Genomic DNA, 21,637 nt, shown 5'->3' with positions numbered 1-21,637 from the left:
ATCCTTCTGGCGGGTCTTGTCTGCCCCACACATCACAGTTCGCGTGATTTGTCAGCCTCTGGCTAAGAGGCTTGTCGAACAGACCCCGCTTTCAGGCCGAGCAGTTGCGTTAGTGCCGCGATCAGCAAATCCATCTGCGGCTTGGAATTATAGCCCTGCACCGACAGACGAACGATGCAGGTGTCCTGCCATTTAAACACGGGGATTTCGATATTGTACTTGTCGATGAGGTCGATCTTGAGCTGATCGACATCGCATTCGGGCACCGGCATGGCCACCATCTGGGGGGCGCAGAACTCGGGCGCGCTGAGCGGGGCGAGACCGGTCAATTCGCCGAGCCGCCGGGCGGTGTCCTGCGCCAGGGCGTGGCAATGGGCGGCTACGGCGTCCCAGTCATTGTCGCGGCGATAGGCCAGCGCGGCGGGGACGGTGAGCCAGGCAGAGGGATCGCGCGTGCCCTGCACCTCGAGCTCGTCGATGAAGGGCGAATTGCCAAAGGCGCCCTTGGCACCGGGCTCCTTGGACTGGGCCGTCCAGCCATGGCTGATGACGAGGGGATTGAGCAGCGGCTGCAGTTCGCGCCGGGCATGCAGGAACGCGGAGCCCTTGGGGGCCATCATCCATTTGTGGCAATTGCCGGAATAGAAATCGGCGCCCAGGGCATCGAGATCGAGCTTGATGTGGCCGGGGGTATGGGCCCCGTCGATGACGCTCCAGATGCCGCGGCGGCGGGCTTCGGCAATGGACCGCTCGATGGGAAAGAGCAGAGCGGTGGGCGAGGTGATGTGGCTGAGAAACAGCACACGGGTACGCTCGGTCATGCCGGCGATGATGGTATCGGTGAACTGCGCTTCGGTGAGCAGGGGGATGGGCACCTTGACCACGACGATCTCTGCACCAGTGCGGCGCGCGACATAGGCCCAGGTCTTTTCGAGCGCCGAATATTCGTGGTCGGTGGTCAGGATCTGGTCGCCCGGCTTGAGATCGAGCGACTGGGCGACGATGTTGAGGCCGAGCGTGGCATTGGTGAGGCCGACGACATCCTCAGGCGAAGCCCCCAGTTCGGCGGCCAGAGCCTCGCGCGCGGTGCGCATGTGGTCAGGGACCTTGCGGCCGAGGAACTCGACGGGCTGGCCCTCAAGCTCAAGCTGCCAGTTTTGATAGGCGGCAAAGACCGGGCGGGGGCAGGCACCAAACGAGCCGTGATTGAGGAAGACGACATCCTCGCGGAGGAGGAACTGCCGGGCAAGATTTTCGGACACGTCAGCGGCCTTTCAGGGTCGGATCGAGGGCATCGCGCAGGCCATCGCCAAACAGTGTGGTGGCCAGCACGGTGATGGCAAGAGCGGCGGTGGGGAACACCGCCAGATGCCAGTAGAAGAACATGAAGTCGATGCCCTCATTGATCATCTGGCCCCAGGTGGGCGTGGGCGGGGGCACGCCGATACCCAGAAAGCTCAGGCTGGCCTCGAGCATCATGGCCAGGGGAATGGCCAGCACGAAGCCGACGATGATGGGGCTGATGGAATTGGGGATCAGATGGCGGCGGATGACATACCAGGGCGAGGCGCCCAGGGCATGGGCGGCGCGCACGAATTCCTTTTCGCGGAAGGCCTTCACCTGGGCGCGGACGAGCAGGCACACCTGGACCCAGCCAAAGAGCGCGGCGATGAGAATGATGGTGAAATAGCCACCGCGGGTGACGGCGCCCAGCAGCATGGCGGCCAGCAGGGGCGGCACCACCGAGAAGAGCTCGATGATGCGCATGATGATCCAATCGACCTTGCCGCCATAATAGCCGGCCAGCGCGCCCAGCGGGATGCCGATGAGCACGCTGAACAGCGCTGCGGCAAAGCCGATGCTGAGCGAGATGCGGGCGCCATAGACGATGCGGGTGTAGAAATCGCGGCCCAGGCTATCGATGCCGAACCAATGCTGCGACGAGGGGAAGGCCAGCGACTCGGTGAGGAAGAGCTGAGCCTCGGGCGGCACGGGCGTGATGAGCGGAGCAAAGATGGCCATCAGGATCAGAATGGCCAGCACGACGCCGGCGGCAATGGCAGCCTTGTTGCCCGAGAAGCGCTGCCAGGCAAACCACATCGGGCTGCGCTGGCGATAGGCCTGGGGCGCGGTGGGCGCGACGGGGGCGATATCGGGCGTGGTCATTGGCCGCCTCCCACGCGGATCCGGGGATTGATCAGAGCATAAACGATGTCGCTGAGCAGATAGGCGATGCAGTACATGAAGGTGATCATCAGCATCAGCGCCATTTCGAGCGGGTAGTCGCGCGTCTCGATGGAGGAGACGAAATAGGCGCCCAGGCCTGGCACGCGGAACATGGCTTCGACAAAGATCGAGCCGGTGGCTGTGCCGATGAACATGGGCAGAAAGACCGTGACCAGCGGAATGGCCGAGTTGCGCAGCACATGCTGGAAGACAATGCGGCGCTCGGTGAGACCCTTGGCGCGCAGCACGGTGACGAAGGGGCGGTTGAGCGTGTCGAGCATGGCCGAGCGGGTGTAGCGGGCATAGGTGGCCAGCGGAATCAGCGCATAGGCGGTGATGGGCAGGATCCAGCGCTCGGGCTTGCCCCAGCCGCTGGCCGGCAGCCAGTTGAGCCAGACGGCAAAGACCAGGATGAGCAGCATGGAAGTGACAAAGACCGGAATGGTGAGGCCCAGCGTCGCCAGGGTCGAGGCGAGATAGTCGATCCAGGAGTTGCGGTTGAGCGCGGCGGCCATGCCCAAGAGGATGCCGAGCGGGGCGCCGATGAGCACGCCCAGACCGCCGAGCACCAGGCTGGGCACCCAGGCGCGGGAGAGCAGCTGGGTGACGGTTTCGCCGGGGCTCTGATAGGGCACGCCGAAATCGAAATGCAGCACGCCCCACATGTAGCGGAAATATTGGACATAGAGCGGCTGATCGAGGCCGAGATTGGCCATCAGCTTGGCGCGCACGGCTTCCGAGACCGGCATGTCATTGGCATCGAAGGGCCCGCCGGGGATGGAATGCATCATGAAGAAGATGATGAGCGAGACGATGATGAAAGTGGCGGCGACCGAGACCAGGCGACGGAGGATGAAGCTCAGCATGGGGTGTCTCCTGGCATGGGGGCCAATGCCGGCATCAGGGCCAAGTTCGGATGCTGCATGATGATCGCCCTCATGTCGTCACGATCGCTTCGACGCGGTGGTCGGGCGCGATGGTGATCAGCTGAGGCGTGGCATTGGGGGCAAGCCCGGTCTGGATGGTGGTGTAGCGCGGGGTGGCGGCGGCCAGCTCGTCGGCGGAGAGGAAGGTGCGGGCGCGGCGCTTGGCCGGGTTGTCGGCCGGAATGGCATCAAGCAAAGCGCGGGTATAGGGGTGCTGTGGATCGGAGAAGATGGCCTCGGTGGGCGCCTGTTCGACGACGCGGCCGCGATACATGACCACCACGGTATCGGTGAGCGATTTGACCGTGGAGAGGTCATGGCTGATGAAGAGCATGGAAAGGCCCATTTCAGCCTGGAGTTGCTTGAGCAGGCCAATGATCTGGGCCTTGACGGTGACGTCGAGCGCTGAGGTGGGTTCATCGGCCACCAGAACGGTGGGGCCCAGGATCAGGGCGCGGGCAATGGCGACGCGCTGGCGCTGGCCGCCCGAGAGCTCATGGGCATAGCGGCCGCCGAAATTGCGCGGCAGGCCGACGCGTTCGAGCCAGTCGAGCGCGATTTCGGTCTGCTCGCGGGCTGTGCCGATGCCATGGATATGCAGCGGCTCGGCGATGATCTGGCTCAGCGTCATCATGGGATCGAGCGCGGAATAGCTGTCCTGAAAGACGATCTGCATGGAGCGGCGGAAGGATTTGAGCTCGGCCGGGCCCATGGTGGAGATGTCGGTGCCATTGACCAGGATCTGGCCGCCGCTGGGTTCGGTCAGGCGCATGGCCATCATGCCGGTGGTGGTCTTGCCCGAACCGGATTCGCCGACGAGGCCGACAATGCGATTGCGCGGCACGACGAGATCGACCGGGCGGACGGCATGGAATTCGCTGTGATTGGTGAACAGGCCCGCGCGGCGGCCGACGCGATAGGTCTTGGAGAGACCGCGCAGCTCGAGCGCCGGAGTGGCGGTGCGGTCTTCATCGGCGGAGGGGTCAAAGCCGGTCTTGAGGCTGGCCAGCAGGGCCTTGGTATAATCGTGCTGGGGGGCATCAAAGATCTGCTGCACGGGGCCCTGTTCCATGACCTCGCCGCCATACATGACCAGCACGCGGTCAACGGTTTCGGCGATGACGCCCAGATCATGGGTGATCATGATCAGGGCCATGCCGAACTCGGCCTGCACTTTCTTGATCAGCTGCAGGATCTGGGCCTGGATGGTGACGTCGAGCGCGGTGGTGGGCTCGTCGGCGATCAGCACCTTGGGGCGGCAGGAGAGGGCCATGGCGATCATGGCGCGCTGCAGCATGCCGCCGGACAATTGATGGGGGTAGTAGCCCAGCACGTCGCGCGCGTTCTTGATCTCGACGCGCAGCAGGAGCTGCTCGGCTTCGGCCAGGGCATCGCGCTTGTTCAGCGGGCGATGGGCCTGGATGGTTTCGACAATCTGGTGGCCGATGGTGAAGACCGGATCGAAGGCCGTCATGGGATCCTGAAAGATCATGGCGGCGGCGCGGCCCCGCAGGCGCACCAGATCGTCCTTATTGGCCTTGAGCACATCGATGCCGTCGAGGCGGATGGCCTTGGCGGAGATGCGGGCGGTGGCGGGCAGGAGGCGCAGCAGGGCGCTGCAGCTGACCGATTTGCCGGAGCCGGATTCGCCGACAATGCCCAGGCTTTCGCCTTCGTTGACCGTGAAGCTGACGCCACGGACTGCGTCGACCTGGCCGCCATACTGGCTGAAACTGACCTTGAGGTCTTCGATCTCGACAAGTGGCATGAACTGGCCCTGTGGTGGAATGGGCGCTCCCTGGCCTTGGGGTGCCAGGGAGCGCTTGGCTCGAAAGGGATTACTGCTTGGTCAGGTGGGTGAAGAAGTAGTGACCCAGGCGATCGAGCGAGGTGAAGCCCAGCTTGTTGGGCGTCGAGGCATCGCCACCGAGTGTGTCGGAGATGACGGCGATGGTGATCGGATGCACCAGCGGCACGATCAGGCCCTGGTCGATCATGATCTGCTCGGCTTCAGCATAGAGCTTGTAGCGCGTGTCCCAATCGCTCTCGGAGTCCGCCTTGGCGACCAGGGCATCATATTCAGCGATATGGTAGCCGTGGCGGCCGCCATTGAAGAAGATGCCGTAGAAATTGGACGGATCGAGATAGTCGTACTCATAGGGCGCGATGAAGATGTTGTTCTTCTTGTTGCGCAGGCCATCCATCCAATCTGCACCGGGCAGGACGCGGATGTTCATGGTGATGCCCAGGACATCCTTGAACTGGGCCTGGAGATACTGGGCCATGGGCGGGACGATGGCGCCGTTGTAGCCGCCTTCCTCACGATACCAGATCTCGATCTCCGGGAAGCCTTCGCCATTGGGGAAGCCGGCGTCGGCCATGAACTGCTTGGCCTTTTCCGGATCGAAGACGGCTTCGGCAGCGATGTCCGGATTGTAGCCAGGATAGCCGGGCGGCAGGATGGAACCGGCCGGGATGGCGATGTCCTTGAGGACCGTTGAGGTCAGCTCGGCGCGATTGACGGCGTAGTAGAAGGCACGACGGACATTGACGTCGTTGAAGGGCGCCGAATCCAGATCGTAGGAGATGTAGGAGGTGGCAAAGACGGCGTTCTTGCGGATGCCATCGGGATAGCGCTGGGTCGCGACCGGCACCTGGCCGGTGTTGAGGAAGGAATAGTCTGCATCGCCAGCCAGGAAGGCGGGCAGGCCGACTTCGGGCGCGCCGAGGCTCGGATCAACCTCGAGACGGTCGATCTGGGCCTGCCAGGGACCGGTGTAGGTGTCCGACTTGGTCAGCACGACCGCGTTGTTGGACTTCTCCCAGCTTTCCAGATCAAAGGGGCCGGAGGTGACAACGGTGTCGACATTGAGCGCCCAGTCGTCGCCGAGCTTGTCGACCACATGCTTGGGCACGGGGTACCAGAGGCTGGTGACGGAGGGCAGATAGGGCTTGGGCGCGACGGTGGTGACTTCGATGGTGAGATCATCAACGGCCTTGAGGCCCAGGGTCGAGACGTCGGCCGTGCCTTCGGTGACTTCCTTCCAGCCCTTGATGCCGCCGGCAAAATCCCAATACCAGGCGAAGTCATAGCCGCCGGTGGCGGCGCGCTGCAGGGCAAAGACATAGTCGGTTGCCGTCAGCGGCTCGCCATCGGACCAGACCAGGCCCGGACGCAGCTTGAAGGTCCAGGTCAGGCCGTCTGCGGACTGAGACCAGCTTTCGGCCGCCATGGGGGTGAGCTCGAATTCCTTGTCGAAGGTGGCAATCGGCACCTGCAGGAGTTCGGCAAAGGTGGCACGGTCATAGACCGTCTTCATATAGTCCATATAGGTGCCGGTGGTGGACGAGCCAGGGGCCACGATGGTGGTCTGGGCCAGCGCCGGAATGGTCAGCGCTGTTGCGACTGCCAGCGCCCCGACGAATGTGTTGAATGCCTTCATGTTCGACTCCCTCCTTGCAGAGCCAGGTATTGGACGTTCCCGCATCTCGCGGCCGCCAGCGGCGACCGGTCGTTCTTGCGCAGCACGCATGCTGCGATCGACAGCTGACTTCCCTCGAAATCTGCCCAATGACATATGTCTGACAAATACGTTCCGGGTTGGCAAGGCGCTCCGTGGGTTAAGTGCACAATATGTGTGCCGGGTTGGCTGAAGGCTAGAAACTGGGCAGGCCGGGGTCAGAACCGCCCCGGCATGAGGCTGCGCGCGGCGGTGGCAATAGCCGCCGCGTCGATGCCGAAATGGGCGTAGAGATCGTTGACGGTGCCGGTCTGGCCGAAGTGCTCGACGCCCAGGGTGATGGTGCGGTGGCCGAGCACGCTGCCCAGCCAGCCCAGGGTGGCGGGATGGGCATCGATGGCGGTGACGAGGCCGGCGCGATGGGGGACGGCGCCCAGCAGGGTTTCGATATGGCTGCGGGCATCGGCGTCGCCATGCAGGCGTGCACGCTGGGCGCCATGCCAGCCGGCGTTGAGGCGATCGGCCGAGGTGATGGCGAGCACGGCGACATTGCGCCGGTCGCCACCGATGGCGGCGGCAGCAGCGATGGCTTCGCTGGCCAGCACGCCCTGATAGGCAATGACCACCTCGCATTGCGGGGTGGGGGGATTGAGCCAATAGGCGCCGCGGATGATGCTGTCGGTGAGAGCGGCGTCGGGGGTGCGCGGCGGTTGCTCGATGGTGCGGGTGGACAGCCGCAGATAGACCGAGCCGCCGGTGACGTCGCGCGGCCAATCGGCGAGATCGGGCCGGGCGTCGCCGGAGCGCTGCATATAGTCGAAGGCCCAATCCATGATGATGGACAGCTCATCGGCAAAGGCGGGCTCGAAGCTGGCGAGGCCATCCTGCGACAGGCCGATCAACGGGGAGGCGATGGACTGGTGGGCGCCGCCTTCGCCGGCCAGCGAAACGCCCGAGGGCGTGGCGACCAAGAGGAACCGCGCATCCTGATAGCAGGCATAGTTGAGCGCATCGAGCCCGCGCGAAATGAAAGGATCATAGAGCGTGCCGATGGGCAGCAGGCGCTCGCCAAACAGGGAATGGCTCAGGCCGGCGGCACCCAGGGCGAGGAAGAGGTTCATCTCGGCAATGCCGAGTTCAAGATGTTGCCCCTCGGGGGTGAAGCGCCACTTCTGCGCGCTGGGGATGGATTCCTTTTGGAACACATCGACCATGTCGCGCTTGGCGTAGAGATTGCGCCGATTGACCCAGGTGCCCAGATTGGTCGAGACGGTGACGTCGGGCGAGGTGGTGATGATGCGGCGCGCGAGATCGCTGTCGGTCTTGGCGATGGCGTCGAGGATCTTGCCGAAGGCGGTCTGGGTCGAGGTGGCCCCGGTGCCGACGAACTGCGGACCGATGGTGGCGACGGCGGGCGAGGTGAGGCGGCGGCTCGCTGAGGTGTTGAAGGGGACGGCGGCGAGGAAGCGCTCGACGTCGGCGGGATTGGCGAGGCCCTCGAACTTGTCCCACTCGTGGCCGGGGCGCACGTTCATCGACTGGCGCAGGCTATCGATCTGGGCCGTGGTCATCTGACCGGCGTGATTGTCCTTGTGGCCGGCCAGCGGCGTGGCCCAGCCCTTGACGGTGTAGGCGATAAAGACGGTGGGGCGATCGCTGCCGGCGGCCTCGAACTGTTCGAGCAGGGACTGCGTGCAATGGCCGCCCAGATTGGCCATCAGCTCGGCCAGCTCGGCATCGCTGCGGCGGGCGAGAAGGGCTGTGACATCGCCCTGATCGCCGATCTCGTCATTGAGGCGCTCGCGCCAGGCGGCGCCGCCGCGGAACATCAGCGCCGAATAGATGGCATTGGGGGCGGCATCGATCCAGGCCTTGAGGCGTTCGCCGCCCGGCTCGGCAAAGGCGGCGCGCTGCAGGGCGCCATATTTGAGGGTGACCACCTGCCAGTCGAAGGCGCGGAAAATGGCCTCGATGCGATCATAGAGGCCTTCGCGGACGACGCCATCGAGGCTCTGGCGATTGTAGTCGATGATCCACCAGGTGTTGCGCAGGCCATGCTTCCAGCCTTCGAGCAGGCATTCATAGATATTGCCTTCGTCGAGCTCGGCGTCGCCGACCAAGGCGACCATGCGGCCCTCGGGGCTGGATTTGTCGGCCCAGGGCTTGGCGCGGACATAGTCCTGAATGAGGCTGGCAAAGGCGGTGAAGGCGACGCCCAGACCCACCGAGCCAGTGGAGATGTCGACGTCATCGGTGTCCTTGGTGCGGCTGGGATAGGACTGGGCGCCGCCGAAGGCGCGGAAGTTCTCGAGCTTGTCGAGGCTCTGCTTGCCGAACAGATATTGGATGGCGTGGAACACCGGGGCGGCATGCGGCTTGACCGCGACACGATCCTGCGGCCGCAGCACGCCGAAATAGAGCGCGGCCATGATGGCGGCTATGGAGGCGGAGCTGGCCTGGTGACCACCGACTTTGACGCCATCGGTATTGGGCCGGATGTGGTTGGCGTGGTGGATCATCCAATTGGAAAGCCAGAGCGCCTTGCGCGTCAGCGCCGCGATGGTGGTCGTCCGGTCCATTGAGCCCTCCCTGCAGTTGTCTGACATTGCGCCTTGCCAAGCGGTGGTTCTTGCCTATTCTGTGCCAAAAACCCGATGCGTGCGCAGGAAACGCGCAGATGGAGCGGCAAAATTGGCAGAAACCACCGTGATGGCGCTCAGCCCGATTGACCGGCGCATCCTTGCGGCGCTGCAGGCGGATGGGCGGATGACCATCCAGGCGCTGGCCGACCGGGTGGGGCTATCGGCCTCGCCCTGCCTGCGCAGGATACGCCAGATGGAAGAGGCGGGGATAATTGCCGGCTATAGCGCCACAGTGGACCAGAAGGCCGTTGGCCTGCCGGTGTCGGTGTTTGTGCAGATCAAGCTGGAGCGGCAGCGGGCGCAGGAGCTGGACGCCTTTGGCGCCGCCATCGCGCGCTGGCCGGAGGTGATGGAATGTTACCTGATGACCGGGCAATTCGATTTTCTGCTGCGCGTGGTCTGCGCCGATCTGGCGGCCTATGAGCAGTTCTTGCGCAGCAAGCTGACCCAGGTGGCGGGGGTGGCCTCAATCGAGAGCAGCTTCTCGCTGGGGCAGGTGAAATATTCGCGGGTGCTGCCCCTCTAGGGGGGAGGGGGCTACCAGCCCTGGAAGGTGGGCGGGGTGACTTCGAGCTTGGCGGCGGCGCCGACCAGATAGGAGGCCAGCACCCAGCCGGTATCGGTGACCTGGCACCAGACGCCATTGCGCGTGCAATATTCCAAAGTTACCTCCGTGCCGTCGGGCAAATTGCCGATGGTGGCGTAATTATAGCCCGGGCCAGCATAGACGGGGATATCGCCGCCTTTGACGCGGGCTGTGGACTCCGCCAACGCGGGCGCGGCGGCGAGCAGAGACAGGGCAAGGGCGAGGCTGAGGGCAGCGGGCTTGAACATGATCGAATCCGGTTGGCGGCGCCGGGAGACTGCCGCAGCCCGAGGGCTGCGGCAAGGCACTGGCTAGAGCTTGACCTTGGCATTGTCGCCCATATCGGGCGTCTGGCCGGTGACGGCGGCAAAGGCCATCTTGGCGGTGGACACCAGCACATTGGGGCTGTCCCACAGCTCGCCATCCTCGGGCGTGATGGTGAGCAGGCGAATGGCGGGATCGCTGGCATCGGCCCACCAGGCCTTGTCCCAATCGCTCCACAGATCGGCAATCCTGGCGCGATCATTGCTGAGCTTGGCGCGGCCGGAGATCACCGCATATTTGTGGCCGGCGCTATCGACAAAGGCCAGCGAGACAAAGGGGAAGGCCTCGACCTGCTCGTTCTTGTGGCCCGCTTCATCGACCAGGAAATAGATGGCGTGCTCATTGCGGAAGACGCGGGCCGAGAGCGGACGGCTGCGCTGGCGCTCGCCATCCCAGGTGGTGAACATGCAGATGTCGATCTTTTTGGCGAGTTCCCAGATGCGGTCCTGGACTTCGGCAGGGGTGAGATCGGTCGAATGATGCGGCTTGACCATGGCGGTCTCCTCAAAAGGGCTGGATGGGCAAAAGGGCGGGCCGCAGACGGCGCGGACAGGGCGCACAGGGCGGCCTGGCAAAAGGCTGCGCGGGGCGGCGTCGCCGGATGAATGACGTCATTCAACCAGAGCGGGGCGGCGACAATGGGGCGCAGGCGTGTTGCCGATGGGGCAGGCTATTGGCTGTCGTCGGTGGAGAGATCGTCCCAGCTCGGCTTGGGCGTCTTGAGGGGATCGAACAGGCTATCGCCATCCAGCAGCGCTGCGGGATCGGCGGAGATATTGCCCAGGCTTTTGGCATCGACCCAGCCCAGTCCGCGCAGCAGGCAGAAGGCGCCGGGCGGCGGCGGCGTCAGCGCGGCGGTGGCCCCGGGGCTGGACGCGACTGCGCCAAAAGGCGCAGCGCTGACGTCGCTGGTGCATTGCTCGAGGGTGACAGTGACGCCGGCGGGCAGGGTGCTGATGACGGCGGCATCGGCCGCGGGGCGATCATGGATCGGGGCCTCGCCCAGCGCGGTGGCGGTGCGCGCGGCCAGCGCCGGGCCGGCGGCAGCCAGCAGCGGCAGGGCGATCAGCAGGGCGGGACGAATCAGGCGCATGGCGGCTCCGGGCTCGTCTTGGATTAGCACGGAGTGGGTTGGCCGGCCTCAGTAGCGCACGGCGCGGCGGGCGATGATCTCGGCGATGCGCTGGCTGTCCCCGGCGTTGAGATAGCGGCCGCGTTCGAGGATTTCGAGCGTGTATTCCTCATAGGTGAGCCCGATCATGGCGGCGCGGCGGGCGCGGAGTTTTGCAATGTCCATGGGGGCATCGAAGGCGCGTTTCTTGGCGGCGGCCCATTCGAAATAGCGGCCAATGCCGTTGCGGCCCCAGGGCGGCACATACTCGTCGGGATCATCGAGCGGCGGGCCGCCATTGTGATTGTGCGGCGCGGGGGCGGAGGGGAGTGGCTTGGTCATGCGGCCAGCCTGGCGCGGGCGGCGCACGGCGGCAATGCGGTGTTTGGCGTAGGCGTTGTCATGCCGATCAGTGTGGCGCGGGGTGGTGGGGGCGTCCAACGAAGGGTTTTTATGGGTTCGATTGGGCGGGGTTATGGGGGGATCTCGGCGCCGGACCGCGACATTGCTTTGCATGCGCAAAGCAATGCGCTGGGCGCCCTGCAGACAATGCAATGCATCGCAGCGCCGACAACGCTGGGCGTTGCGGCGCCGACGATGCTGCGCATCGCAGCGTACACGATGTAAAGCGGCTTTCGCCCCGGACGGCTTGTGCCGCCTGATTGATTGTTGAAGAGGCGAAAGCCGCTTCACACGAGCTGGTATTCCTGCGCACGCATCGAGCGGCCGCCCTTTCGGGTGCTATCGCGTCTGCGCCGCGAGGGGGCCTGCCATGCGGGCCGCGCCCCCATGGTTTCCAGCCGCAATCTCTCCCCTGGGGAGACATCTGCCCTGCGGGCCGGCGCGAGGCCGGTGGTCAGCATACACGCATCGGCCTGGGCGACCCCATGCAGCCAGTCTCCCCGCCCGATGCTTCGTCGGCACCGCGTGCATGGCGGGGATGGGCCCAGTATGCGCCCGGCGTCAGGGGCGGGGATAACTTTCCCTGTCCTCACACAAGGCCTCGATGCCCTCGATGGTGAGCCAGTCATCGCCCGTGTCGCCATCGTGGTCGCTATGGGCGTCCTGGAACAGCGCGAGCTTGAGATCGGCATCGGCCAGCATGCCGGCGAGCTGCTGATGCGTCACGGCCTGGCGCGGATCGAGCCGGGGCAGGGTGCGCGCGCCCGGTTCGCGCGAAATCAGGCGATAGATGTCGGCCAAGAGGGTTGCGGCGGCCGCAACCAGCGTGGGGCTGGCGACCGGGCCGCTGCCTTGGCTGCCCGTCGGGCCCAGCCGCCGGCGCAAAACGCCCAGCCGCGCCCTGAGCCGGTCATGCTCGATGACTTTGAGAAATGAAATGATCTCGACCATCGCGGTCTCCTTTCGCCCCCAGCATGCGCGCAGCAGGGGCGCGGGGGATAAGTGTTTTTGGAAAGGGAGGGGAGCGCGGCGCTGGGGGCGCGGGCGTGATCGCGGGAGTGGGCGTCGTGCGGTGTTAGTTTGCAAATAGGACCGATTTGTAAAACGAGGGGCATCGGCTGGGGAGGGGGAGGTGCTTTCGCTTGGGGGGGCGGGGGGAGCTTTGGGGAGGCGGGGCGCTGAGGGGGAGGGAGGGCGCGCGGGGCGGGTGGTGCGTTTCGGGTGCCAGAGGCATCGGGTGTCGAGGGCGACGGGGAGACCTTGGGGGGCAGGGATACCGGGCGTGGGGTGGCCGCGGCGTGTGGGATGCATTTCGGGTGCGAGGGGCCGGGGGTGAGGCGGGACGATATGGGCGGGTGCCGTGCGCCTATCAGATGCAAATAGGACCGATTTGCAAAACGAGGGGCATCGGCTGGGAGGGGGAGGCGGGAGGGCGGGGGAGGGGTTTTGTGGGGAGGCGGGGCGTGAGGCGTGAGGGGGGCGCGGGGCATAGGGGGCGGAGGCCGGCGGGCTGTGGGCGGCGCGGGCAGCGGGGTGTGCGGGGTGATCCCTACGCAGTCCTGCGGCTCCGACTCTGGCGCCGTTCTGCTTGGCTCATGGCTTTCAGCAGGAGGATGCGATGGCCGACAGCTACTATGTCAACAACACGGCGCAGCCCAATGGCGACCATGAGGTGCACAAGGCGGGCTGCTATTGGTTGAACCAGGCGCGGGACACGACGTATTTGGGCGAGTTCAGCCACTGTCGGGACGCGGTGGCGGCGGCCAAGCGGCGGCACTGGCAGAGCAATGGTTGCGCGACGTGTTCGCCGGCGTGTCATACGGGGTGAGGGTGTCTGGCCGGCATAGTTCGGGACGCGCCAAGGCTGAATTGAAGGCCTGGAGATTGCTGCTGCGTTGATCTGTGCGGTGCCGGGTTTGGGGGCGCGGCGCAGCTCAAAATGCTTGTGCGACAGGGACTTCTCGGCGATGTTTGCATGGGGGAGCGATGCGCAAGCGATACTGGTTTGTTTTCGGCATCATGGCGCTGGCGGCGCTGGGCAATATCATCGGCGGGACCGATACGCCCGGGCGGGCCGCTGTCGATCCGGCGGGCGGGGCGGGTGTGGTGCCGGCCAATGTCGCGGCGGTGCCGGGGTTCGAGGCGAGCCTCTATGTCACCGCCAATAGTCTCAATCTGCGCGAGGGGCCGTCCACCTCGGCACGTGTGCTCCGCAGTCTATCGCGCAATAGCGTGGTGCGCGTCGGCGAACGGCGCGGTGGCTGGGTCAATGTATCGATTGATGGCCTGGTGGGCTGGGTGAGCGCCGACTATCTGGGCGCCGATCCGGTGGTGTCTGCACCCATTGCGCCGCAGCGCCCGGCCGCTGTCTATACCGCCCCGGCGCAAGCCCAGTCGCGCCAGCCGGTGGCCCAGCGCGGCAATGATGCGTCCTGTCCGCGCCGGCAATATTGCACGCGGATCGGCACCTGCGCGGAGGCGCGCTGGTACCTGGCGAACTGCAGCTGGGGCGCGCTGTTGGACAGCGATAGTGACGGGGTGCCGTGTGAGGCGATTTGTCGGTAGCTGGCTATGTATTGCTGGTCCAGTCACACTTGATTGGTGCCTCGCCCCTCGAGAGCTATGCTAGGCCTGCGATGAGCGCAAAATAGCCGGCTATAGCTGCGATGTGCGCGGCCCCGCCAGCAACTGAACCTAGCGATTCCTCAAGACCCTTTAGCGCTGCCCTGACTGAGTTTAACCGTTCCTTGGTGGGGTTGCTCTTGGCCTCGGTAATCGCTTGCCTCGTTGGCGCCTTTGTTTCCTCCTTCAAAGGGAGCGAAGCAAGTACGGGCCCAAGTTCTTCGAGGATTCGAAGGGCATCCTGCGTTCCTGCCTCAGAAAGGAAATTGCTCACGTCGCCATTATTGGAGGCATCTCCCTTTAGAGAGACAGAGCCGCCTTGAATGTTTCCCGTCGAAAAATTGTCGCCCATTACAATAGTTGCTCCTTTTAGGTCGCTGAAAAGTGGTGCCCCCGTTTCCTGAACAATCTCTTGGAATCGTGAGTACATTGAAGTACGAGCCGCCGCCGCATCCATTCGGTGACGCGCGGGCGACCCAGGTGACTCCGCAGCATACAGGGTCGTCACAATAGGCTGGTATCCAGGGAACTGTTCTGCTTGGCGCACCATGTGGTCAATTAGTGCGTCACGCACATCTTTCTCTGCCTCAACGTCAAACCAGTCAAATGTAACCTCTTCCAAACCGTCGTAGAAGCTGTCGCGCAGACCTGTTGCTAAGGCAAGCCTAACTTCACTATTTGGGTCTATCGAGCCTTGGAATATAAGGTCATGCCGTCTCGTACTCAGTTCTGGGGCGGCCGCGAACAACCTGTATATCCAGCCCCGTACATTTTCTGGCAATGATTCCATATCGCCCGTTGCGATGCCAAGATCGTCCACACCAAGCTTGTTGTTTTCTGATATTGCCCAAACGGAATACTGTGAAACAACTGGGTCTTGATGCCCCCCAAGGGCCTTCACAATTGCTGGGTTTGCATGACGTGGGTCAAAGATGTGCTCTGGTGCTCGATCTAGCCCCACAGTCAGGAGTGCGAGCTTTAGTATTTGAGGGTCTGCCGTATCGATATTAATCGACAGTTGGCTGGTGTCCAACTCCTGCGGGCCGGCCGTGCGAAGTCCGCCTAGTAGCACTAGCTCACGGGGGTAGCGATCCGAGGTGGCAATGTGCGCAAATTGCTCGGGATCTAGTCGAACAATTGCAGATATCGCTGAGCCAAAGATGTCTGGATCGGCGACAAATTTCTCGATAGCGAAGCGAACCGCGGCGACGGCCAAATCTTTCGATCCAATTAGTGCAAGTGCATTAAGACACCATCGGGTAACCTTCGCGTTGGTGCTTCCGCCCATTACGAGGCCTGCCATGAATACTTCTAGAGAATAGCGGGCAGCCGGCGGAATGCGAAATCCAAGCTTATGCAAACTGCATAGTCGTTGCAGTATTCTCTTTTGTTGAACCGGGTCGTTTAGCTCAAGTTGATGCCTAATGTAGTTGCATTCAGCCGCTGTAAGGGTGCGGGAGATCATCTCGCTGCCTCTGTGTGAGCCTCTGAGATGCATGACCGGACAAGTGCTTCCAGATCAACACCGACCACGGGTCGAGGTCATCAGTATTATTTCGTGGAGACAGTAAGCTGACCCAGCGCACTTCATTCAGGGACAATCGCCTCGTTGTAGGTTCGAACCACTGGGGACACTCGACAACTACCACACCTATGATTGAATTAAAGAATGCTGGATGGGTTCCCCTCATAAAAGTCATTAATTCACAGGGGATCTCGCTATCATTTGAGATCTCCGATCTCAGCGGAATATCTAGGTCCATTACCACGGATTTTAGCGCCGTCTCTCTGATGCCTAGGCTATCTTCGTCAAATAGCGATCTTGCGTTCTCTTGAACCAGCGACGAGAACGCAAATGTTTGCTTCCTTGCAAACGCATCGCGGTCATCACGGTACTTTCCCGCTCGGTAGGTCAGGATGTCATGGCCGCGTACGACCACGCAGACCGCCCATATCAAAAGTCGGTCATCAGGAACGTTTTTGGGGTCTATATATGCGAATGCTCGATCATGCAGTTCCCCGCATATTGTTTTTGGTAGTACGGCGTCGGTATGTGCAAACACATCACCCACCGCTGATTTTGCAACCGACAGCGCCGGTCCAAGTAGCAAGTCGCGAATGCGACGACGCGCAGCAATTGGACGACGGTATTCTTCACTAATCGTTTCATCGTCGAGAAATTTTCGGAGAAAAAAAGTCCCCGGCTTCGGCCTAAAGAAGGCGCTATGATCGCGCTTTGAGAGTATATCTTCACTTAGGCGAGCCTGCATTGTTTTGTACTGTGTGGCGCCGTGCAGATGCCGAGGCACTGCCTTTGTCGCGTGCGCTTTAGCCAAAATTTGTCGGGCACTAAGCGGCTTGCGCTCAGCCTCCAGAATTCGTTCTGCAATATCTAGATACGAATTCATAATCTTTGTCTTATTCGTTGGCAACGAACCGTAATATTTCTGACATGGCGAAATCTCGTTCGCCTTGCTTTTCTAAGTCATACGCGACTAGCAGCCACTGCTCTTTGGGGTGCCAGTCAGACGCTCGATATTCCATTCGAATTGGTCGTACATGCCGCACGCCGACCTCACCTCGGTGATTGAGGTATACGAAGCTCATCGTCTGCGTAGAATTTGACATAGCACCATCCGACTCAAGAGCCAATTGAGAGTATTGTGGCAGATGAAAACGGCATGGATTTGAAGAAATTGCAGGTATCTGCCACGTGATTGGCTCACGCCTTCCGACCAAGTACCTAATTCCATAACCCGCGGCCGTTTGAACTCATCCCACAGTGTGCCTGCCCTACGCGCGTAGGCCTCAGTGCCTTCTCACCTTAAGTCGCTCCACCGGAGCGATTTCCCGGTCTGCGGCCGGGCTGTTCGAAGCCCCCCGAAACACCCCCTCCCAGCCTCCCCCATCTAGGGGGAGGTGCGGTCCTGTGGTTGCGGCGCGACCGGGGACCAGGGGCGGACGGCGCGAAGAGTGCAGAGCCCTCGGGTCCTCGGGTCAGGCCCGAGGATGCCCGAGGGTGACGTGGGGGGGGGGGGCGGTCGCGCCCAGCCGCGAGGGCGTGGTTGGTTCTTCGACACTTTCGGAATGCGCAGCACCATGGCTGCGGACGCTATGACCCGGCTGGGCGGTTGCGCGTCCAATGCGCGCTGCAAGCGATCCCCAGGATGGGTGGTTCGGCCTGTCTTAGCTATGCTAAATCGCTCCACGGTAGCGATTTTCTGGGTTGCGTGGGCGTGCATTGACGCCATGCGGTAGGGGGTATTGGCTGGGGGCATTCAGGCCGAATTGTCCTGAAGGACGGCGGCGCCGGGGCCTTGTGACGCTGGTGCTATCGCCGTCGGGCTTGCCGATGGTTTGAGCCTGCGGCAGGCTTGGGCTCAGGCTGACAGGAGTGCGTGATGATGCGGTGGGTGTTGCGGATCGGGGGCAGTGTTGCGGGGCTGCTGGGGCTGTTGTGGCTGGTGCAGGGGCTGGGGCTGCTGACGATCCCGCCCATCCTGTGCGTGGCCGAATGCGAGACGCTGGCCGGGCCGTCGACGGGCTGGGCGATTGCCGGGCTGGTGTTGCTGCTGGCGGGCGTGGCGGCGGTGATGGCGTCGCGGCGGTAGCGGCGACATGTGACTGGAGGGGGGCATCTGGGGATGCGCGGCTGACCATGACCCTGCCTGAGTATATTGACCTTTATTGCGAGCGCACGGCGGCGGGGTTCTGGAACGAGCCGATCAACGCGCTCAGCAATGTCGCGTTTCTGGTCGCCGCCTGGTTGGCATGGCGCGTCTATGCCAGAAGGGGCAGGGCCGATGCGCTGGATCTGGTGCTGATCCTGCTGGCCGCCGGCATCGGACTTGGCTCGTTCCTGTTCCACACCCTGGCCAACGGGTGGTCGGAGCTGGCGGATGTGATCCCGATCTGGACCTTCGTGGCGCTCTTTGTGCTGGTGACCATCTATCGCCTGACGGACGAGAATGTGTGGGCGACCACCCGCATCGCGCTGATCGTGGCCGGAAGCATTGGCGCGGTGTTCTGGTTCACCTCGGGCGATGTCACAACCGATGACGCGGCAGGTCCGGGCGTGCTGAACGGGTCGCTGCAATATCTGCCGGCCCTGCTGGCCTTGGCGGGTTTTGCGGCGGTGACCCTGATACGGCGCCATCCGGCGCGCTGGTATGTGACCGGCGCGGCGATCACTTTTTTGCTGTCGCTGGGGTTTCGCAGCATCGACCTGACGACCTGCGCGGCAAGCGGAATTGGCACGCATTTCATGTGGCATATCCTCAACGGCGCCATGGTCGGGCTGCTGCTGCAGAGCCTGCTACGCTATCTCCCCGGCAGGGCGGACGGTTCGAAGTCCTGAAACACCCCCACCTGGCCGGCCACTCGAGCATAGCTCTCGTGGCCTTCTCCCCTCAAATCGCTCCACTGGAGCGATTTTCGGTCGGAGGCGGGCGGGTCGAAGTCCCCGAAACACCCCCTCCCAGCCTCCCCCATCTAGGGGGAGGTGCGGTCTTGTGGTTGCGGCGCGACCGGGGACCAGTGGCGGACGGCAGGGTCTGTTAGTCCACCTCGCCGGACAAAGTATCCAGTTCCATCTCCCTAAGCCGTTTGACTTCATCCCGGAGCCTTGCCGCTTTCTCAAACTCAAGGTTCGTCGCCGCCTCGCGCATCTGGGCTTCGATGTCTTTGATGACCGCGGCGAGGTTGGCGCCGACGTGGGTGGCTTCCTTGCCGTCCTTGCCTTTGCCGATGCTGACGGTGACGTGGTCGCGCTCATAGACGCTGTCGACGATGTCGTGGATGTTGGAGCGCACCGAGGCGGGGGTGATGCCGTGTTCGGTGTTGTAGGCGATCTGCTTCTCACGACGCCGGTTGGTTTCGGCCAGGGCGCGTTCCATGGAGCCGGTGATGCGGTCGGCATAGAGCACGACCTTGCCGTCGACGTTGCGGGCGGCGCGGCCGATGGTCTGGATGAGGGAGGTTTCGGAGCGCAGGAAGCCTTCCTTGTCGGCGTCGAGAATGGCGACGAAGCCGCATTCGGGGATGTCGAGGCCTTCGCGCAAAAGGTTGATGCCGACGAGGACGTCGAAGGCGCCCAGGCGCAGGTCGCGGATGATTTCGATGCGCTCGATGGTGTCGACGTCAGAGTGCATGTAGCGCACGCGAATGCCCTGCTCGTGCAGATATTCGGTGAGGTCTTCGGCCATCTTCTTGGTGAGGACGGTGAGCAGCGTGCGGTAGCCGGCCTTGTTGACCTGGCGGATCTCGTCGACCACGTCATCGACCTGGTTCTTGGCCGGGCGGATTTCGACCGGGGGATCGATGAGGCCGGTGGGGCGAATGACCTGTTCGGCGAAGACGCCGCCGGTCTGTTCCATCTCCCAGGAGCCGGGCGTGGCCGAGACATAGACCGACTGCGGCCGCATGGCGTTCCATTCCTCGAAGCGCAGCGGGCGATTGTCCATGCAGCTTGGCAGGCGGAAGCCATATTCGGCCAGGGTGGCCTTGCGGCGCAGGTCGCCGCGATACATGGCGCCGAGCTGGCCGATGGTGACGTGGCTTTCGTCGACAAAGACCAGGGCATTGTCGGGGAGGTATTCGAACAGGGTCGGCGGCGGCTCGCCGGGGCGGCGGCCGGAGAAGTAGCGCGAATAATTCTCGATGCCGGCGCAGGAGCCGGTGGCTTCCATCATTTCGAGGTCAAACAGCGTGCGCTGTTCGAGGCGCTGGGCCTCGAGGAAGCGGCCGGCGCCATTGAGCTCCTGCAGGCGGGCATTGAGCTCGCTGCGGATGGCCTTGACGGCCTGGTTCATGGTGGTGCGCGGCGTCACATGGTGGGAATTGGCGAAGACGCGGATGAAGGTGAGGTCGGCGGATTTTTTGCCGGTGAGGGGATCGAACTCGGTGATGGATTCGATCTCGTTGCCGAACAGCGTGACGCGCCAGGCGGCGGCTTCATAGTGGGCGGGGAAGATCTCGACGGTATCGCCGCGCACGCGGAAGGTGCCGCGGACAAAGCCGGTGTCGCCGCGCTTGTATTGCAGGGCCACCAGCTTGGCCAGCAGCTCGCGCTGGTCGATCTTTTGACCCTTCTGCACGTCGATGGTCATGGCGGTGTAGTCTTCCACCGAGCCGATACCGTAGATGCAGCTCACCGAGGCGACGATGATGACGTCGTCGCGTTCGAGGATCGCGCGCGTCGCCGAGTGGCGCATGCGGTCGATCTGCTCGTTGATGGTGGATTCCTTCTCGATATAGGTGTCCGTCCGCGGCACATAGGCCTCGGGCTGGTAGTAGTCGTAATAAGAGACGAAATACTCCACCGCATTGTCGGGGAAGAAGGTCTTGAACTCGCCATAGAGCTGGGCGGCCAGGGTCTTGTTGGGGGCCAGGATCAGGGCGGGGCGATTGGTGCGGGCGATGACCTGGGCGGCGGTGAAGGTCTTGCCCGAACCGGTGACGCCGAGCAGCACCTGATCGGTTTCGCCATTGTTGATGCCTTCGACCAGCTCGGCAATGGCGGTGGGCTGATCGCCGGCGGGCTGATAGGGCGTGACCATGCGGAAGGGCTGGCCGGCGAGGCGCTTGAGGTTGGACTGGGCCTTGTGCGGCACCCAGGGGGAGGAGCCCTCCACCTCCTTGCGGCCATGCAGGATAATCTGTTCGAGGGCCTTGACCGTGGCGGTGATGCCCACGGTCTGGGCGTTTTCCAGGCTCTCCCCCTTGCGCGCCTTGTTCTTTTTCACCGCGGCGTCGAGCGCCTCGCGCAGGGCGGCCTGGGCGGCCGGATCGGTGGCGGCGGCGCGAGAGATGTCGCGGGCGGTGGGCGCGGATGCGGGGACATGGCCGAAGCCGGCCTGGGCCGGTTCGCCCATGCCGTCGAAGTCAATGCGGTCGACCGAATTGATCTTGGTCTTGCCGGTCTTGGCGGCCATGCCGGTGGCGGTGTCATTGGAGGATTTGGTGGTGCGGCGCTTTTCCAGCGCGGTCTTTTTCTTGGCGGCGGTGGCCAGGGCCTTTTCGGCATCGAGGCGCGCCTGATCGGCGTCGGCGGCAGCCTTCTGGTCGGCGCGATCAAGGGCGCGCTTGTTCTTCATCCGCTCGGCATAGAGCGGCTTGGACGCGGCCATATCCTCGGCCTTCTCGATCTCGCCGAGGAAGTCGTCGATGGAAAAGGACGCTTTGCCCGGGCGGGCAGGGGATTTGTCGGCCATGGGGAACACCGTGGGTGGGCGGCAGCAAGCCTCGAAAAGATGGGGAGTCGGGCAGGCGCCTGCAATGCTGGCGACAATCTAGCCGCTCAGCGCGCGCGAGGGAACAGGGCGTGCTGACATGGGGTG

Annotated in this window: 18 protein-coding genes and 1 pseudogene; 5 read left to right on the top strand and 14 right to left on the bottom strand. The window is 63.5% G+C overall.

Annotation, left to right across the window (positions count from 1 at the left end):
- Nucleotides 1-62 precede the first annotated feature (62 nt).
- From E8M79_RS14595 to E8M79_RS14570, 6 genes are all read right to left on the bottom strand, one after another.
- Nucleotides 63-1,262 carry an aminotransferase class V-fold PLP-dependent enzyme gene (locus E8M79_RS14595; RefSeq protein ID WP_137152592.1) on the bottom strand — a complete coding sequence of 400 codons (1,200 nt, stop codon included), beginning with the start codon at nt 1,260-1,262 and terminating at the stop codon, nt 63-65.
- Nucleotide 1,263: 1 nt separating this feature from the next.
- Entirely contained in the window at nt 1,264-2,166 is a 903-nt protein-coding gene (locus E8M79_RS14590; protein ID WP_137152591.1) for an ABC transporter permease, read from the bottom strand.
- Nucleotides 2,163-3,092 carry an ABC transporter permease gene (locus tag E8M79_RS14585; protein ID WP_137152590.1) on the bottom strand — a complete coding sequence of 310 codons (930 nt, stop codon included), beginning with the start codon at nt 3,090-3,092 and terminating at the stop codon, nt 2,163-2,165. Before E8M79_RS14585 ends, E8M79_RS14590 begins: the two co-directional genes overlap by 4 nt.
- 70 nt (nt 3,093-3,162) lie before the next feature.
- Nucleotides 3,163-4,920 carry an ABC transporter ATP-binding protein gene (locus E8M79_RS14580; protein WP_137152589.1) on the bottom strand — a complete coding sequence of 586 codons (1,758 nt, stop codon included), beginning with the start codon at nt 4,918-4,920 and terminating at the stop codon, nt 3,163-3,165.
- 70 nt (nt 4,921-4,990) lie between these two features.
- Nucleotides 4,991-6,595 carry a peptide ABC transporter substrate-binding protein gene (locus E8M79_RS14575; RefSeq protein ID WP_171015874.1) on the bottom strand — a complete coding sequence of 535 codons (1,605 nt, stop codon included), beginning with the start codon at nt 6,593-6,595 and terminating at the stop codon, nt 4,991-4,993.
- Nucleotides 6,596-6,831: 236 nt separating this feature from the next.
- A complete protein-coding gene (locus tag E8M79_RS14570) occupies nt 6,832-9,192 on the bottom strand; it encodes a transketolase (RefSeq protein ID WP_248305005.1) in 2,361 nt (786 codons plus the stop codon).
- Nucleotides 9,193-9,322: 130 nt separating this feature from the next.
- On the opposite strand from E8M79_RS14570, the gene E8M79_RS14565 reads away from it, so the two are divergent.
- A complete protein-coding gene (locus tag E8M79_RS14565; RefSeq protein WP_137153393.1) occupies nt 9,323-9,781 on the top strand; it encodes an Lrp/AsnC family transcriptional regulator in 459 nt (152 codons plus the stop codon).
- Nucleotides 9,782-9,792: 11 nt separating this feature from the next.
- Here the strand turns inward: E8M79_RS14565 and E8M79_RS14560 are convergent, their stop codons facing one another.
- The 5 genes from E8M79_RS14560 to E8M79_RS14540 all read right to left on the bottom strand — a co-directional run bounded on the left by E8M79_RS14560 (nt 9,793) and on the right by E8M79_RS14540 (nt 12,629).
- A complete protein-coding gene (locus E8M79_RS14560) occupies nt 9,793-10,089 on the bottom strand; it encodes an SH3 domain-containing protein (RefSeq protein ID WP_137152587.1) in 297 nt (98 codons plus the stop codon).
- 63 nt (nt 10,090-10,152) lie between these two features.
- On the bottom strand, nt 10,153-10,659 hold the full coding sequence (locus E8M79_RS14555) for a pyridoxamine 5'-phosphate oxidase family protein (protein WP_137152586.1): 507 nt from the start codon (nt 10,657-10,659) through the stop codon (nt 10,153-10,155).
- A gap of 176 nt (nt 10,660-10,835) precedes the next feature.
- Nucleotides 10,836-11,258 carry a hypothetical protein gene (locus tag E8M79_RS14550; protein ID WP_137152585.1) on the bottom strand — a complete coding sequence of 141 codons (423 nt, stop codon included), beginning with the start codon at nt 11,256-11,258 and terminating at the stop codon, nt 10,836-10,838.
- A gap of 48 nt (nt 11,259-11,306) precedes the next feature.
- On the bottom strand, nt 11,307-11,618 hold the full coding sequence (locus E8M79_RS14545; protein ID WP_137152584.1) for a hypothetical protein: 312 nt from the start codon (nt 11,616-11,618) through the stop codon (nt 11,307-11,309).
- Nucleotides 11,619-12,239: 621 nt separating this feature from the next.
- On the bottom strand, nt 12,240-12,629 hold the full coding sequence (locus tag E8M79_RS14540) for a hypothetical protein (RefSeq protein WP_137152583.1): 390 nt from the start codon (nt 12,627-12,629) through the stop codon (nt 12,240-12,242).
- Between the two features lie 667 nt (nt 12,630-13,296).
- Between E8M79_RS14540 and E8M79_RS14535 the strand changes: the two genes are divergently transcribed.
- Nucleotides 13,297-13,506: a hypothetical protein gene (locus E8M79_RS14535; RefSeq protein ID WP_171015873.1), complete on the top strand. Its 210-nt coding sequence runs from the start codon at nt 13,297-13,299 to the stop codon at nt 13,504-13,506.
- Between the two features lie 158 nt (nt 13,507-13,664).
- The gene (locus E8M79_RS18425) at nt 13,665-14,243 is read left to right on the top strand and encodes an SH3 domain-containing protein (RefSeq protein WP_171015872.1); all 579 of its coding nucleotides are present in this window, start codon (nt 13,665-13,667) and stop codon (nt 14,241-14,243) included.
- A 55-nt stretch (nt 14,244-14,298) separates the two neighbouring features.
- On the opposite strand, the gene E8M79_RS14525 is transcribed toward E8M79_RS18425, so the two are convergent.
- Nucleotides 14,299-15,765 carry a hypothetical protein gene (locus E8M79_RS14525; RefSeq protein ID WP_137152581.1) on the bottom strand — a complete coding sequence of 489 codons (1,467 nt, stop codon included), beginning with the start codon at nt 15,763-15,765 and terminating at the stop codon, nt 14,299-14,301.
- A complete protein-coding gene (locus tag E8M79_RS14520; protein ID WP_137152580.1) occupies nt 15,737-16,708 on the bottom strand; it encodes a winged helix-turn-helix domain-containing protein in 972 nt (323 codons plus the stop codon). Before E8M79_RS14520 ends, E8M79_RS14525 begins: the two co-directional genes overlap by 29 nt.
- A 996-nt stretch (nt 16,709-17,704) precedes the next feature.
- Here E8M79_RS14520 and E8M79_RS14515 point away from each other — a divergent pair.
- Nucleotides 17,705-17,911, top strand: coding sequence for a hypothetical protein (locus E8M79_RS14515; protein ID WP_137152579.1), 207 nt, complete (start codon nt 17,705-17,707; stop codon nt 17,909-17,911).
- 47 nt (nt 17,912-17,958) lie between these two features.
- On the top strand, nt 17,959-18,657 hold the full coding sequence (locus E8M79_RS14510) for a ceramidase domain-containing protein (protein ID WP_171015871.1): 699 nt from the start codon (nt 17,959-17,961) through the stop codon (nt 18,655-18,657).
- A gap of 202 nt (nt 18,658-18,859) precedes the next feature.
- Here the strand turns inward: E8M79_RS14510 and uvrB are convergent.
- A pseudogene (uvrB, locus tag E8M79_RS14505) lies at nt 18,860-21,394 on the bottom strand (excinuclease ABC subunit UvrB); the annotation flags it as partial.
- Between the last annotated feature and the right edge of the window lie 243 nt (nt 21,395-21,637).

Source organism: Devosia sp. FKR38, from assembly GCF_005222805.1.
Lineage (GTDB): Bacteria > Pseudomonadota > Alphaproteobacteria > Rhizobiales > Devosiaceae > Devosia.
Note: the sequence above shows the minus strand (reverse complement) of the source record. Positions and strands in the feature narration are given on the sequence as shown.

Excerpts from the sequence above, each read along its gene's own strand:
- E8M79_RS14590 (WP_137152591.1), bottom strand. The coding sequence starts at position 2,166 with ATGACCACGCCCGATATCGCCCCCGTCGCGCCCACCGCGCCCCAGGCC.
- E8M79_RS14585 (WP_137152590.1), bottom strand. The coding sequence starts at position 3,092 with ATGCTGAGCTTCATCCTCCGTCGCCTGGTCTCGGTCGCCGCCACTTTC.
- E8M79_RS14580 (WP_137152589.1), bottom strand. The coding sequence starts at position 4,920 with ATGCCACTTGTCGAGATCGAAGACCTCAAGGTCAGTTTCAGCCAGTAT.
- E8M79_RS14575 (WP_171015874.1), bottom strand. The coding sequence starts at position 6,595 with ATGAAGGCATTCAACACATTCGTCGGGGCGCTGGCAGTCGCAACAGCG.
- E8M79_RS14570 (WP_248305005.1), bottom strand. The coding sequence starts at position 9,192 with ATGGACCGGACGACCACCATCGCGGCGCTGACGCGCAAGGCGCTCTGG.
- E8M79_RS14565 (WP_137153393.1), top strand. The coding sequence starts at position 9,323 with ATGGCGCTCAGCCCGATTGACCGGCGCATCCTTGCGGCGCTGCAGGCG.
- E8M79_RS14560 (WP_137152587.1), bottom strand. The coding sequence starts at position 10,089 with ATGTTCAAGCCCGCTGCCCTCAGCCTCGCCCTTGCCCTGTCTCTGCTC.
- E8M79_RS14555 (WP_137152586.1), bottom strand. The coding sequence starts at position 10,659 with ATGGTCAAGCCGCATCATTCGACCGATCTCACCCCTGCCGAAGTCCAG.
- E8M79_RS14550 (WP_137152585.1), bottom strand. The coding sequence starts at position 11,258 with ATGCGCCTGATTCGTCCCGCCCTGCTGATCGCCCTGCCGCTGCTGGCT.
- E8M79_RS14545 (WP_137152584.1), bottom strand. The coding sequence starts at position 11,618 with ATGACCAAGCCACTCCCCTCCGCCCCCGCGCCGCACAATCACAATGGC.
- E8M79_RS14540 (WP_137152583.1), bottom strand. The coding sequence starts at position 12,629 with ATGGTCGAGATCATTTCATTTCTCAAAGTCATCGAGCATGACCGGCTC.
- E8M79_RS14535 (WP_171015873.1), top strand. The coding sequence starts at position 13,297 with ATGGCCGACAGCTACTATGTCAACAACACGGCGCAGCCCAATGGCGAC.
- E8M79_RS18425 (WP_171015872.1), top strand. The coding sequence starts at position 13,665 with ATGCGCAAGCGATACTGGTTTGTTTTCGGCATCATGGCGCTGGCGGCG.
- E8M79_RS14525 (WP_137152581.1), bottom strand. The coding sequence starts at position 15,765 with ATGATCTCCCGCACCCTTACAGCGGCTGAATGCAACTACATTAGGCAT.
- E8M79_RS14520 (WP_137152580.1), bottom strand. The coding sequence starts at position 16,708 with ATGAATTCGTATCTAGATATTGCAGAACGAATTCTGGAGGCTGAGCGC.
- E8M79_RS14515 (WP_137152579.1), top strand. The coding sequence starts at position 17,705 with ATGCGGTGGGTGTTGCGGATCGGGGGCAGTGTTGCGGGGCTGCTGGGG.
- E8M79_RS14510 (WP_171015871.1), top strand. The coding sequence starts at position 17,959 with ATGACCCTGCCTGAGTATATTGACCTTTATTGCGAGCGCACGGCGGCG.